At 65.5% G+C, this 13,537-nt stretch carries 14 protein-coding genes; 4 read left to right on the top strand and 10 right to left on the bottom strand.

The features are described 5' to 3' along the window. Window positions 1-2: 2 nt before the first annotated feature. The 3 genes from fliR to ACQ5ID_RS05925 all read right to left on the bottom strand — a co-directional run bounded on the left by fliR (window position 3) and on the right by ACQ5ID_RS05925 (window position 1,410). The gene (gene fliR / locus ACQ5ID_RS05935) at window positions 3-761 is read right to left on the bottom strand and encodes a flagellar biosynthetic protein FliR (RefSeq protein WP_429911536.1); all 759 of its coding nucleotides are present in this window, start codon (window positions 759-761) and stop codon (window positions 3-5) included. Between the two features lie 8 nt (window positions 762-769). Continuing rightward, window positions 770-1,033, bottom strand: coding sequence for a flagellar biosynthesis protein FliQ (fliQ, locus tag ACQ5ID_RS05930; RefSeq protein WP_429911535.1), 264 nt, complete (start codon window positions 1,031-1,033; stop codon window positions 770-772). Between the two features lie 83 nt (window positions 1,034-1,116). Further along, the gene (locus tag ACQ5ID_RS05925) at window positions 1,117-1,410 is read right to left on the bottom strand and encodes an aspartate decarboxylase (RefSeq protein ID WP_429911534.1); all 294 of its coding nucleotides are present in this window, start codon (window positions 1,408-1,410) and stop codon (window positions 1,117-1,119) included. Between the two features lie 207 nt (window positions 1,411-1,617). Here ACQ5ID_RS05925 and ACQ5ID_RS05920 point away from each other — a divergent pair, with 207 nt between their 5' ends. The 4 genes from ACQ5ID_RS05920 to ACQ5ID_RS05905 all read left to right on the top strand — a co-directional run bounded on the left by ACQ5ID_RS05920 (window position 1,618) and on the right by ACQ5ID_RS05905 (window position 6,197). Further along, window positions 1,618-1,884: a hypothetical protein gene (locus ACQ5ID_RS05920; protein WP_429911533.1), complete on the top strand. Its 267-nt coding sequence runs from the start codon at window positions 1,618-1,620 to the stop codon at window positions 1,882-1,884. 105 nt (window positions 1,885-1,989) lie between these two features. Continuing rightward, a complete protein-coding gene (locus ACQ5ID_RS05915) occupies window positions 1,990-2,916 on the top strand; it encodes a DUF4349 domain-containing protein (RefSeq protein WP_429911532.1) in 927 nt (308 codons plus the stop codon). A gap of 131 nt (window positions 2,917-3,047) precedes the next feature. After that, a complete protein-coding gene (locus ACQ5ID_RS05910) occupies window positions 3,048-3,602 on the top strand; it encodes a hypothetical protein (protein ID WP_127567613.1) in 555 nt (184 codons plus the stop codon). A gap of 111 nt (window positions 3,603-3,713) precedes the next feature. Then, window positions 3,714-6,197: a PAS domain-containing sensor histidine kinase gene (locus ACQ5ID_RS05905; protein ID WP_429911531.1), complete on the top strand. Its 2,484-nt coding sequence runs from the start codon at window positions 3,714-3,716 to the stop codon at window positions 6,195-6,197. Between the two features lies 1 nt (window position 6,198). Here the strand turns inward: ACQ5ID_RS05905 and ACQ5ID_RS05900 are convergent, their stop codons facing one another. From ACQ5ID_RS05900 to ACQ5ID_RS05870, 7 genes are all read right to left on the bottom strand, one after another. After that, window positions 6,199-6,735: a periplasmic heavy metal sensor gene (locus ACQ5ID_RS05900; protein ID WP_429911530.1), complete on the bottom strand. Its 537-nt coding sequence runs from the start codon at window positions 6,733-6,735 to the stop codon at window positions 6,199-6,201. Further along, the gene (locus ACQ5ID_RS05895; protein ID WP_429911529.1) at window positions 6,735-7,154 is read right to left on the bottom strand and encodes a hypothetical protein; all 420 of its coding nucleotides are present in this window, start codon (window positions 7,152-7,154) and stop codon (window positions 6,735-6,737) included. Before ACQ5ID_RS05895 ends, ACQ5ID_RS05900 begins: the two co-directional genes overlap by 1 nt. Next, on the bottom strand, window positions 7,154-7,774 hold the full coding sequence (locus ACQ5ID_RS05890; protein WP_429911676.1) for an RNA polymerase sigma factor: 621 nt from the start codon (window positions 7,772-7,774) through the stop codon (window positions 7,154-7,156). The genes ACQ5ID_RS05895 and ACQ5ID_RS05890 overlap by 1 nt, the downstream gene beginning before the upstream one ends. A gap of 55 nt (window positions 7,775-7,829) precedes the next feature. Continuing rightward, complete coding sequence (locus ACQ5ID_RS05885) at window positions 7,830-8,426, bottom strand: hypothetical protein (RefSeq protein WP_429911528.1); 597 nt, start codon at window positions 8,424-8,426, stop codon at window positions 7,830-7,832. A gap of 70 nt (window positions 8,427-8,496) precedes the next feature. Next, on the bottom strand, window positions 8,497-11,367 hold the full coding sequence (locus ACQ5ID_RS05880) for a bifunctional [glutamine synthetase] adenylyltransferase/[glutamine synthetase]-adenylyl-L-tyrosine phosphorylase (protein ID WP_429911527.1): 2,871 nt from the start codon (window positions 11,365-11,367) through the stop codon (window positions 8,497-8,499). Window positions 11,368-11,409: 42 nt separating this feature from the next. Further along, window positions 11,410-12,861: an ATP-binding protein gene (locus ACQ5ID_RS05875; protein WP_429911526.1), complete on the bottom strand. Its 1,452-nt coding sequence runs from the start codon at window positions 12,859-12,861 to the stop codon at window positions 11,410-11,412. Then, window positions 12,858-13,529: a response regulator transcription factor gene (locus ACQ5ID_RS05870; RefSeq protein ID WP_371395011.1), complete on the bottom strand. Its 672-nt coding sequence runs from the start codon at window positions 13,527-13,529 to the stop codon at window positions 12,858-12,860. The genes ACQ5ID_RS05875 and ACQ5ID_RS05870 overlap by 4 nt, the downstream gene beginning before the upstream one ends. Between the last annotated feature and the right edge of the window lie 8 nt (window positions 13,530-13,537).

Here is a 13,537-nt window from a genome sequence, read left to right as displayed (position 1 = left end):
CCTCACATCAGCGTTGCGGTGAAGGCTTCGACACGGTCCAGCCAGACCATGGCCATCGTGCCGAGCGCGAGCGAGAAAATGGTGAAGCCGACAAGGATGTTCATCGGCATCGCCACGAAGAAGATCTGCACCTGCGGCATCATGCGCGACAGCACACCCAGCCCCAGATAGAAGACCAGGCCGAACAGGACCAGCGGTGCAGCCAGCTGGATGCCGATATTGAAGGCGCTGATGAAGATATCCACCGCCCACTGGGCCGCATCGCCCCACATCGGCGCCTGGCCGGGCGGCATCATCATGTAGGAGCCCGCCGCGGCCTGCAGGAGCAGATGGTGCAGATTGGTGGTGAAGAGCAGCACGATGAAGAGCAGGTTCAGGAAGGTGGCGGGCAGCGCTCCGGTCTGCCCCTGCGCCGGGTCAAACGCCTGCGCCATGGCCAGCCCGCTCTGATAGCCGATGACCTGTCCGGCCACGGACGCTGAAGCCAGCAGCATGCGCGCAGCGCCGCCGATCATCAGGCCGATAATCACCTCGCCCGTCACATAACCGGCCAGCCCGGCAAGGGTTTCAGGCTGGACGGGCAGCATCGGTGCCACCACCGGCCCGATGGCAAAGGAGAAGGCGAGTGCAAACGACAGCCTGATGCGGATCGGAATGCCCGGCTCGGCAAAGCCCGGCAGCAGCATGAGGATCGCCCCCATGCGGGCAAACACCAGCGCGGCGGCAAAGACGATGGCAGGAAGATCGAAGCTGATGACCATGGCAGCGTTCAGCCTGCCGCGATTCTGTCCGCGATATTGGTCATGAATGCGCCAAGCACCGCGCCCATCAGCGGCAGGAAGACAACCAGTGCCAGAAAGATCGCGAATATCTTCGGCACGAAGACCAGCGTCATCTCCTGGACCTGGGTAAGTGCCTGAAAGAGCGCGATTATGATGCCAACGCTCAGCCCCACAATCATAATGGGCGCGGCCATGGCCAGCATGGTCCAGATGGCCTCACGGCCGACATCGAGTACTTCCGCGCCCGTCATTCTGTCAGGCTCCAGCTGGAGGTTTCCAGTCTTCCAGACGCCAGTGCGCCGGTTAAGAAAGGTTAAATATCGTTTACCCCTTGTCAGGCATTGTCGCGGCGCCAGTGCTCCATCGCGCCGGAAATGGCAAAGGTTTCCCGGTATTTGGGCGAGCCGGACGGGCGCGGCGGACGCTCCGAGGTCAGCGCCATGATTTCAGCCAGCTTGTTGTGGGCGGCGCCCGCCTGACCGGCCCCGATATAGGCGTGCAGCTCGACCAGCGCATTTGATAGCGGGTCATGGGCGCGGATCACGAAATAGGGCTCATCCTCTGCCAGATCGGGCAGGCAGTCGAACTGCGAGGGATTTGCCTTCGAGCCAAGCGGTGCATCACTCATTGTTTCAACCTTTTCCTGCCGGGGCGGGCTGCGCCGTCACGAGCCGCTTCAATCCTCAACTTCTACCCGATTCCCTGCCCCATGGCAGTTGCGCACATGCCCTCTTTTCCAGACGCCCTTTCATCGCCAAATATCGGCTTGCGCGGCGGACACCCCTTGCGGCCCGCGCGCACCATTTTTTGAGCGTTCTTTTGTCTGGAGTTTCCCATGACCACCGAGACCGCCGCGTCACCGGCGCGGCTAACCGTGTATGCCATCATCGCCGCTGTAACCGGCTCGCTCTTCATCTCTGTCACCGGCTTTCTGACCGTCGCTGCCGTGATCTGGGCGCTGGGCATGACCCTGCACCTGCCCATGCTGGCCATCGAGATCGGTGAAGTCCTCGCCGGTATGGGCGCGCTTGTCCTGACCGTGATCCTCATCAAGGGAGCGCTGGCGCTGGAACGCCAGAGGCAGAGCGGCGAGCTGGTCTGACATTGCCGGCAAGGCGGGGAGGCCCGTCTTGCCCCTGCCACATTTCATGGCGCACACTCCGCTCCGGATCTGCCGCAAAGCGGTGGCAAAGGGGAGGACAGACTCATGACCACACGCCTGATCGCTACAGGCTGGCTGGCCGCGCTGTTGCTGGCTGGCTGCGGAGACGCAGGGCAGGAGGCTGGCTATCGCGACGGCCGTGATGCGGTTGTCGAATCTGCGCCGCCTGCGCAGATGCACGAGATGGGCCTCGCCTCGAGAGCCGCCAGCCCCGCTCCGCCTCCACCCCCGGCATCGGGCGGACAGGCAGCAGAAGAAGCCGCCCTGCTGGCCTATCGCCACACCTATGGGCTGCGCGTGCCTGCCGCCCAGCTTGCCGGTCTGCATACCGCCCATCAGGACGCCTGCACCGCCGCCGGTGGTAATGTGTGCCGCGTTATCAACGCCTCCATCAATGATCCTGATGGCGAGCGCCCGTCCGGCTCACTGGAAATCCGCGCCCGGCCCGACTGGATCGCAAACTTCCGCGCCGGGCTTGGCGAGGAAGTCAGCGAGGCTGGCGGCAATATCCAGAGCGAGAACACCTCGGTAGAGGATCTCACCACGCAGATCGTGGATGGAGAGGCCCGTCTGGCCGCCCAGACCGCGCTGCGTGACCGGCTGCAGGGCCTGCTGGAAACCGCTGACGGCCCGATGAGCGATATTCTGGCCGTGGAGCGGGAGCTGGCCCGCGTGCAGGCCGATATCGACAGCCGCGCCAGCGTCATCGCGGCGCTGCGTACACGCGTCGAGACATCGCGCCTGACGCTGCACTACCACCCGATTATCAGCCAGACCTCGCCGGTGCGCTTCAACCCGATCATGCAGGCGCTGGAAGACTTCACAGACACGCTCTCTGAAGGCGTGGCAGCGGTGATCGTGTTCATAGCCGTGATCCTGCCCTGGCTGATCCTTCTGATACCGGCGGTCTTCCTCATTCGCTGGCTGCTGGTGCGGCGCAAGCGCAAGAAGGCTGTAGCCAAGCCATCATAGTCCGGTCCTGACGCGCCGTTTGCACAGACGTGCAAACGGCGCGTTAACCACGCTCTTTAACGCCGCTCTAAACCGGCTGGCGTAATGTGTCCGTGATTTCGCCTCTCCGGCGAGAAACAGCGGAGCCTGTCATGGCCAAGGCCGTCTTTCACAAGCACCAGCGCGTGTTCGTCCATCCGGTCGGCACATGGGCGCTGGTGGAGAAGGTCAAGCCGCAATGGGTCCGCGATGTCGAGGAGCCGGTAAAGGTCTTCTACGATTGCGGGCTGGGGCGCGATTTCCAGGCGCACGAGCTGGCGGTTGAAGATGGCGGCGGCGAAAACACGGGCAATAACTGGCGTGTACTGCGCGCGGCCAATAAATGGCAGACGCCCGAAGAATGCGCCCACCACCCCTTCCCCGGCACCTATCCGGTGGTCGTCACCGACCAGCAGAACTGGGGCGGCTGGCGTACGCCGGGCGCCGAATATGACCGCGACCCGCACCGCATCGAGACGCAAGCGCGCCTGATCGCGCAGGCCCCGCGCCTTCTGGCACTGGCTGAAGCGGTGGCGCGCGCCGTTGCCGACAATCCTGAATGCGGGCCCGAACTGGTGGGGCTTGCCCGCCAGATGTCAGAGACCGTGCGCACGGTCCGGGCGAAGCCGGGCGAGGCGGGAAGCGCGGCCAGCCAGGCCGCCGAATAATACCTTAGAGGCGCTGGACGTTTACCGGCCTGCAACCCTATTCTGGGAGCGATGATTCGAGCCCGGACAGCGCGCAATACCGACGCACGGCGTCCGCACGGACGGCCGGCCATGGACGGGCCAGCCTCCGGGCGCGCACGCCTGTCCCGTCTTGTCCTGATTTTCCTCATCGTTTTCGCAGGCGTTTTCGGCACCGTCATCTGGGCCAAGTTGCAGATGGAGTGGAGCTCGGCGCAGGCCGAGGCGGAAAACCGTCAGGCCCGCAGCGCCGCCTTCATCGCCGAGAGCGTGTCAGGGCGGCTGTCGGAAATACGCGGCACGCTCAGTTTCGCAGCGACCAGCCTGTCGCAAGCCGATACCGGCATTGACCAGCAGGCCATCGTGGAAGCGATTACCAGCTCCTCCCATGTATCGGGCGCTGCGCTCTGGCTGCCCGGTGCCGAGCCGCTCATTGCGGGCAGCCAGCCCTCCGATCTGGCGACCGCCGCCGATGCCGCCCTTGGCAGCCCGCAATGGGTTGCCGGCATTGCGGGCGAAACCGCTCATGTCGTGCTGGCCGCGCCGGTTCCCCTGCCCGACCAGAGCGTCGGCACCCTGCTGGCATTTGCCACCCCGTCAGAGCTTGTCAGCGCTGATGGTGCGGCCCGCATCGCGGTGCTGACCGACAGTGTGGGCCGCACGCTCGCGCTTTACCCCGAAGCGCCGGTTACTGGCGCACCGCTGGCTGCCGAGCGCTTCGGCCTGCAGAGCCGGGACGCGAGGGCGCTGGCCGATGCCGGTGGCGGCGCGCTGACAGGCGCGCGCCTTGGCGAGGCCGAACAGGTGCTGGGCGTCGCCCGGCTGCGCGATGCGCCCCTCTATGTCTATTCCATCGGGCCGGCGGGCCTGAACGCGGCCGCCTGGAACATGACGCTCATTTTCCACGCCCTTCTGTTCTTCGGGCCGCTGTTTACCGCCATCGCGTTTTACGTCGTGCTGCTGATGCAGACCGGGGCGCTGAAAAAGGCCGAAGCGCGCCTGCACGATTCTGAACGCCGCTTCCGGCTGGCCATTGAGGGCGCACGCTGCGGGGTCTGGGACTGGGATCTGGAGACCGATGCGGTGTTCATCACCGACTCCTTTGCCCGCATGCTGGGGCTGGACGATGCGGCCAGCATGTCCGGGGCCGACTTCCTGCAATTGCTGTCGAATGAAGACCGCTCACGCCTGCGCACGGCCATCCGCGCCGCATCCAGAGCCGAAGAGGTGGATCTGGAGGTTCGCGCGCAAAACCTGGCTGTCTGGGTGCAGATGCGCGGCCGGCCACTGGCGAGCGAAGGGGCGGGGCCGGGACGGCGTCTGGTCGGTGTGGCGATCGATGTCACCGAGCGCAAAGGCGCGCAAAAGCGCGTGCTCGCCGCCGAAACCCGCCTGCGCGCAGCCTTGGAGTCCATGACGGAAAGCTTTGCGTTGTGGGATTCGCGCCGCCGCCTGGTTCTGTGGAACCGCAAGTTCCGCGACTTCTTCAACCTGCCTGAAGGTTCGCTGCGTCCGGGCATGGCGTACGAGGCTGTCGAGGCTGCGGCGTCCGGCTCGATAGCCGGTGTGCACAGCAGCGAGAATGATGGCGAATCCTACCAGATGGAGCTGACCGACGGGCGCTGGCTGCACTATTCGGAACGCCAGACTGCCGATGGCGGCCTGGTCAGCGTCGGGGCCGACATCACGCTTCTCAAGCAGCAGCAGGGCGAGCTGCGCGATAATCAGGAGCGCTTGCGCCAGTCCTATAACGAGCTTGAAGCCTCCTCCCAGCAGATCCGGGAGCTGGCCAAGAGCCACCATGAGGAGAAGCTGCGCGCCGAGGAAGCCAACCGGTCCAAATCCGAATTCCTGGCGAATATGAGCCATGAGCTGCGCACGCCGCTGAACGCCATTATCGGGTTCAGCGAGATGATGCAGAAGCAGATTTTCGGCCCGCTCGGCCATGACCGCTATATCGAATATGCTGGCGACATCCACAATTCCGGCGGGTTATTGCTGTCGCTCATCAACGACATCCTCGACATGTCGAAGATCGAGGCCGGCAAGATGAACCTGCAGACCGAGCCGCTCGATCCGGGGGCCGTGATCGAACAATGCGTGCGCCTGATCGGCGCGCGTGCGCAGGAGAAAAGCCTGCAGGTGCGCGCTGAATGCGGTGATCTGCCGGAGGTGGAGGCCGATCCGCGCGCGCTCAAGCAGATATTGCTGAACCTGATGTCGAACGCCGTGAAATTCACGCCCGAAGGAGGCCGCGTCATCGTGCGCGGATTTGAAGCCGCTGACGGCATCGTCCTGCAGGTTGCCGACACAGGTATCGGCATTGCCGAAGAAGACCTGCCGCGCCTCGGCCGCCCGTTCGAGCAGATCGAGAACCAGCACTCCAAGAGCTATCAGGGCTCAGGACTGGGTCTGGCCCTGTCAAAATCGCTGGTCGAGCTGCATGGCGGCGAGCTGCGCATCGACTCGGTGCTGGGCAAAGGCACCACCATCTCCTTCACCATTCCCCGGCAACAGCCGGGCAGTAATGGCAGCGGAAGTGGCGAACCCGATGCGGTCACCGAGGCCGCAGAATAATCTATTCGGAACCTTCAACCTGATGATGACGGCGGCGTTCCCCATCCCGCCTTTCACCACCGCGCCTCATACCCCGGCCACGCGGCGCATAGGCCGCCTCCAGAGCGGCACGGCGGACCTCCGGCTCAAGATCAGACACAATGCTGAGGAGCACCTCTTCGCCGCCTGCATCCAGCCGGGCGCGGATGGCGCGTATATCGGCCGTCAGAGCCAGCATCGCGGCCTCGTCGAACTCATCGGCGCGCAGCAGCGCGTTCATCTCGCGCCGCCGGTCGATCATCTCGCCAAACAGGGGACGCAGCTCACGCAGGCCCTCGCGCAGCTCGCGGCGCGCTGTATCACGGCGCTCCTCCGGCAGGGCGGCGATGAAAGCACGCGGATTGAAGCCGCCGCTGCCGGGCATATACCGGCCCGTTTCCTGGACCGTGCTGGCCGGCGCCAGCGCGCGCTGGGCAAGTATGCCCGCCAGGACGCCATTGGCACCCAGCGACACGACAAGAAGCGCAATCCAGAAACGCCGTCCCTCAAACCAGCTCATCAGCGCACCTCATTCTCGATGAAGTCGACCAGCTCTTCATAGGCCGGGTCTGCAAAGCTGGAAAATGCCATGGCATAGGCCGCATCGCTCTGACTGGCACCGCCAAGGCTTGCACCGCCCCAGCCAAGGCCCAGTCCGGCACTGAGCGCGAGCACGGCCGCCAGCCGCGTCCATTCAGGGGCAAAGCGCGACTGCGCCTGCCCGGCGGCCAGTATGCGCCCTGCAAGACCTGCAGAGGGCGGTTCTGCCCGCGCCGCTTCCAGCAGCCCGTCCAGCTCGCCCGCCTCTGCCACCAGTCTGGTAGCCGTCTCGCTATGGCTTTCCATGAAGGCAAGCGCGCCCGGACGTTCTGCCTGCGGCCAGCGTTTGGGGTCCGCCCCATAGGCGGAAAGAAGCGCGGAAAATCGTGTCTGGTCCATCATATCGGGTCCCCCCGGCTTTGATCGCCTCGGCCATGAGCCAGCGTGTTTATGAGGTCAGCTGCGTTGTCTGCCAGCTGTTCGCGCAGGCTGCGCCGCGCTCGTGACAGCAGGGATTCCATCGCTTCCACACTGACCTCCATTATCTCTGCCGCCTCGATATTGCCCAGCTCCTGAAAATGACAAAGTTCAAGCGCAAGGCGCTGGCGTTCGGGAAGGTTGGCGACAGCGGCGCGCACGGCGTCCTGACTGTCCTTACCTGCCAGCATGCTGTCTGCATCCGCTCCGCCATCTGCCCGATCATAGTTTTCAGGCATGCTGGTCTCGCGGCGTTTTCTCAGGCGGTCATAACAAAGATTGACCGCAATTCTCATTACCCAGCTATCAAAGCGCGCTGCGCCGGGCTTCCATTTGTGTGCATGCCGCCAGACCCGCAAATAGGTCTCCTGGGCCACGTCTTCGGCTTCGCTGCGATCACCCAGCAACCGCCGGGCAGCGCCGGTGATCTTGGGCAGGGTGCGGGCAATGAATGCCTGCATGGCTGCACTGTCACCCCGGCTGAGCGCACGCGCCAGGGCGGCGTCGCCGTCAGGGGCGGCGCTCCTTCCAGAACCGGTAATGACCTGCAGAACCGGCCGGATGGACGCCTCCCTGACAAGCTAGCCTTCAGTCGTTCTAGTCGCGGCTGCGGCGCTGGCGGCGTTCACCGCGCTCGCCGCGCTGAGCGCGCATTTCCGCCATACGTTCCTGCACGGCGGCGACGGTGACGGAATCATTACCTTCACCGGCCCAGCGGTCAAACATGGCATTACCGCGTGCCTCGAAATCAGCGCGGGTGATCTCGCGGTCGGCGCGCTCACGGTGTTCGCCACCACGCTGGCCCCATTGACGGCGGCGCTCGCCACCTTCAGCGCCACGCTCCGCACGGCGTTCAGCCCAGCGCTCGCGCATCAGCTCACGGTCAGCCGCGTTGATGACGCCGTCATTATTGGCGTCCATGCGGTCGAACATGGCGTTGTGATGGGCGAGAAACTCGGCGCGGGTGATGACGCCGTCGCCGTCAGCGTCGATGCTGGCAAGACGCTCGGCAAAGGCTTCGCCATTGCCGCGCGGGCCGCGATGGCCCCAGCGATGGCCGCGGCGTTCACCGCGCTCGCCAGCTTCAGATTCCTGCACGGCCGCTTCAGCAGCAACAGCGCTGACAGACATGACCGGCACGGAGGTAAAGCCGAGCGCCAGAGCGGCTGCGGCAAATTTCAGGGAGGTTTTCATTGCGTCGTAACTCCGATTGCTTCGGTGAGCAGATGTCCCTCTGCACCCTCTCAAACGAAGTAAGCGCGCCCTATCCGTCGCTCGCCGATGCTCTTTTTTCTACCACCTTGATAAATATAGCCCTTGTCTGGTCGGCAAGCGCCTCTACCCGCGCCCTCAACGCCTCGAGATTGGCGCAGCCTGCCGCCTGGGCGAGACGCCGGGCGAAGGGTTCGCTGGCATCTTGCGGATCAAATCCGCTGCCATGGGCCAGCCGGGTCAGCTGCGTCACCGCTTCATAGAGCGCATGGGCCTCCAGCAGGGTGTGAGCGTCCGCCGCCTCCAGCCAGTGCGTGCCGCCCAGCCTCTCCAGCGCCTTGCGCGTGGACGGCTCGCAGCCCAGACGCCCTGCCACCAGTCCCGCCTGCGCCACGAACTCGATATCCAGGAGACCGCCCTGGCGCAGTTTGAGATCCCAGGACGAGGCCGCAGGCTTGTCGCGCTCCAGCCGGGCGCGCATGTCGCTGGCGGCCTTGCAAACCTCCCCCTCGCTCAGCGTGTGCGCATTGACCGCATCGGCTATGGCACGGCCGACGGCACCATCATCACCGCTGGAGGCGACGAGGCTCGCGCGCGTCATCGCCATGCGCTCCCACACCCACGCCTCCTCGCGGTAATAGGTTTCAAAGCGCTGCAGCGAGACCGCTACAGGCCCGGCAGAGCCGGATGGGCGCAAGGCCAGATCAACCGGGTAGAGCGCCCCTTCCTCGGTCGGCGCGGAGAGCGCTGACACAAGGCGCTGGGTGAAGCGCGTAAACCAGACCGGCGCTTCGAGCGGCTGGGCACCGTCAGACTGCTCGGCCTGCGGCTCGTACACGACGATCAGGTCCAGATCGGAATCGGCTGACAGCTCCCCGCCGCCCAGCTTGCCCATGCCCAGCACATGCCACCGTCCAGGCGCGGCCCCGTGGCGGCGCTCCATCTCGCGCTCGGCAGCTCCGGACATGGCCATCACGCTATGGCGGGCGAGGATGGAATAGGCGTTGGCCGCATCGCTGGCCCCTGCCCGGCCACGCAGGAGCTGCGCGCCTATGCGCAGGCGCTCCTCACGCACGAAACGGCGCGCGGTATTCATGGCATCCTCGAAGGTCTCCCCGCGCGCCAGACGCTCGGTGAGCACTTCCTGGCTGGCTGGCCCGGTCTCGGACAGTGGCGCAGCAAACGCAGGCTCCAGCATCACATCCAGAAGCGCGGGGCGCTTGCCGATCTCGTCGGCAAGGCTTGGTGCCAGCCCCAGAATGGCGATCAGCTCGTCGGCCAGAGCCGGATGCGCGGTCAGGAGCGATAGCGGCTGGACGCCCGAAGGCAGTCCCTCAAAGAAGGCCGCAAACCGGGCAAAGGCGGCATCGGCATCCCCGGTCGCGCCGATGGCTTCCACCAGACGCGGTGCCAGACGCGAGAACAGCCTGCGGGCTCGCTCCGTGCGCGCGGCCCGCGCCCGGCCTGCCGCCCAGCCCGAAAGCTGGTGCCAGATGCGCACCGGATCGGAAAAGCCTAGCCGGGAAAGCGTTTCGAGCGTGTCAGGCGTCGGCTCGACGCCGGTCAGCACCAGGCTGCCCTCATGGGTGGCAAGGCTCTCGCCCTCCTCGAACTGCTCGGTGAAGGCGTTGTGAACCGCCCGCAACGTCTCCGCTACGCGCGCATCAAACGCGTCGAGCTCGGCATAGCCGGCAAGGGCGGCAACGCGCGCCCGGTCAGCATCCTTCTGCGGAAGCGTCTGGGTCTGCTCGTCATCAAGCATCTGGATGCGGTGCTCGACATGGCGCAGGAAGGTGTAGCTCTCGGCCAGCACGCGCGCCGTATCGGCCTCAATCAGCTCTGCGCCGCGCAAGGCTCCGAGGGCTGACAGCGTGCCCGCCACGCGCAATTGCGGCTTTCGCCCGCCAAAGACCAGCTGCAGCACCTGGGCGTAAAACTCCACCTCGCGTATGCCGCCAAGGCCCAGCTTCACGTCATGTCCGGCAACATTCAGCTCTGCGCGATTGCCGACGGCCTGTATCTGCTTGGCCAGCGCCCGGATATCCTCCACGGCCGCAAAATCCAGCGTGCGCCGCCAGATGAAGGGTTCCAGATCGGCGATGAAGGCGTTGCCAGCTTCGATATCACCAGCCACCGCGCGCGCCTTGGCATAGGCGGCCCGCTCCCAGTTCTGGCCTACCGCCTCGAAATAGTGGCGCGCCATGTCGCCATTGACCGCCAGCGGCGTGGAGGACGGGTCGGGGCGCAGGCGCAGATCGGTGCGGAAGACATAGCCCTGAGGCGTCATTTCGCTCATCAGGCGCACAAGGCGCTGGGTGAGGCGCGTGGCCAGCTTTTGCGGCTCCTTGCCGCCTGGCGCTTGGAAGCGCTCCGCCTCCCACACCACCACCAGATCAATGTCGGAGGAGTAGTTGAGGCTCTGCGTGCCGAGCTTGCCGAGCGCCAGCACGGCAAACCCGGCTACCGTGCCGTCTTCGCCCGCCAGTCCCATCTCACGCGCCGCAAAACCCAGCGCGCCCTGCAGGGCAGCATCGGCGAAGGCGGAGATGGTGGCGGTTGTCTGCTCCAGCGGCCATGCGCCGGACAGATCGGCCAGCGCCGTCGCCAGATGGATATCCATCTTGGCCTCGCGCAAGGTCTGCATAACGTCGGCTTCGGTGTCGCAAGCGCCTGCCGATCGCGCGTTGGCAATAACCGCCTCGCACACGGCTTCAGGGCTGCCGGTGGCCAGCGCCTGCAACGTGGCGGCGCGCCTTTCCATCAGCCGGGCCAGATAGGGCGAAGCCGACATCACCGCATCGAGAAAGCCCTGTGGCCAGGCGGACAGCGCAGCCGCCGGAATACTGGCGCGCCGCTGGCGGGCAGCGTCAGCGTCGCGGACGGGAAGGGTTGCGGTGATGCGTTGGGAGACAGGGGCGGTCATAGGCCGCAAACTGGCCCGCGTCTGACCTTCAAGGCAAGCGCGTCACGCGCGATGGGCAGGAAACAGTAATGCGATGCGCAGGCCCGGTCCGGCGCCGTCCAGCCCGCCGGGGCCGTCATCGAGTTTCAGCTCGGCACCGTGCACCTCCGCAATGGCCTGCACCAGCGACAGGCCAAGGCCGACGCCGGGCAGATTGCGGCTGGCTTCAAGGCGCACGAAGCGTTCCAGCACGCGCGGCCGTTCGTCTGGCGGAATGCCAGGGCCGGTATCGGTCACGGAAATCTCCACCGCGCCCCTGGAGGTCGCCCGCAGGCGCAACATGATGGCGCCGCCGGCCGGCGTGTATTTGATGGCATTGTCCAGAAGGTTGGCCACCGCCTGCGCCACCAGCTCGCGGTCTGCCAGAATGGTCAGGCCCGCACTGGCATCCAGCGCGAAATCATGGCCGGTTTCCTCGCACACCGGCTCATACAGCTCGGCGACGTCGGCGATAATCTCCGCCGGGTCGAGCACTTCCAGCGCGCGGCGGCGCTCGCCGGTCTGAAGGCGTGAGAGCGACAGCACGGCATTGAAGGTTTTGAGCAGTTCGTCGGAATCGGAGATGGCCTGCGCCAGCGCGGCCTCACGGTCTGCGATATCTCCCGCCTCCACCAGCGATGCTTCCAGCCGCCCGCGCATACGCGTCAGCGGCAGGCGCAAATCGTGGGCAATGGAATCGCCCGCCGAGCGCATGCGCTGCATAAGGTGCTCTACCCGGTCCAGCATGTCGTTGAAGTTCGACGCCAGATCATCAAGCTCATCACCGGAGAAATTGCGCGGCGCGCGGGTCTGCAGCCGCCCGGCCATCACCTCGCGGGCTGCGGCATTGATGTCATCAAGGCGGCGCGAGAAGCGCCGGCTGACCACCGCGCCTGAAACAATACCCATCGCCACCGCCAGCCCGGACGCGATGAGCACGGCGTTGAGAATATAGGTGACGAAGCGGGCCTCGTCCTCCACATCGATGCCGACGAAGAGCTTGTAGCCGCCTTCCAGCTCGCTGATCAGTCCGCGCGCGGCGCGGCTGGGTTCTGCCGCCGTCTGCCCGCCCGGCGGCGCGCGCTCATAGGTGAAACGCACCCGCCCCTGCGCGTCGGGCGGGGTGGATGGCAGGTTGGAGATATTACCCGACAGGCGGCGCCCGGAGGGCTGGTTGAGGAGATAGAGAAACTCCCCGCCAGCGACCGAGCTCTGGACAATATAGCGGTTGGCAGCGGCTACGCCTTCGGCCCGGAAGCGGGTCTCGATGGCAATGCTTTCCTGAGCGACGGCGTTGTCCGCCCGGCGCACGCCTGCCGTCACGGTGGCGGCATAGACCAGTGCCAGGATCACGAAGCTGGAGAACGCAAACAGCGCCGCTGACAATAGGGTCAGGCGGAAAGCCGTCGTGCGCGCGAAGGCTGGCAGGATGAACCTGCCAGCCGGCACCGGCGATATCGGCGCTGTCTCGCTCACGCCTGCAGCCGGTAACCCGCACCGCGAACGGTATGCAGCATGGTCGAGCCGAACGGCTTGTCGATCTTGGAGCGAAGCCGGGAGATATGAACGTCGATCACATTGGTCTGGGGGTCAAAGTGATAGTCCCACACCTTTTCCAGCAGCATGGTGCGCGTCACCACCTGTCCGGCATGGCGCATGAGAAACTCCAGCAGGCGGAACTCGCGCGGCTGCAGGAGGACATCCTCCCCGCCGCGCCTGACCGTGCGCGCCAGCAGATCCATTTCCAGATCACCGACCGAAAGCTGGGTCTGGACCGAACCCGGATCACGCCGCCGGGCCAGCACCTCGACGCGGGCCAGAAGCTCGGCAAAGGCGTAGGGCTTCACCAGATAGTCATCAGCACCCGATTTCAGCCCGTCCACCCGGTCATCCACCTCGCCCAGGGCGGAGAGGATGAGGATCGGGGTTGCCATGCCTTCGGCGCGCAGGGTCTCGATCACGGACAGCCCGTCGCGGCGCGGCATCATCCGGTCAACGACCAGCACGTCGTACTGGCTGTTGCGGGCCATCTCCAGCCCGTCCTCGCCGTCATGGGCCGCATCGCAGACATGCCCCGCCTCACGCAGGCCCCGCCCCATGAAGGCAGCCACCTGCTTGTCGTCTTCCATAATGAGAATGCGCATGTCCGGAG

This window comes from Glycocaulis sp. (assembly GCF_050485565.1).
In the GTDB taxonomy this organism is placed as follows: domain Bacteria; phylum Pseudomonadota; class Alphaproteobacteria; order Caulobacterales; family Maricaulaceae; genus Glycocaulis.
This window is presented reverse-complemented; position numbering and strand designations above follow the sequence as displayed.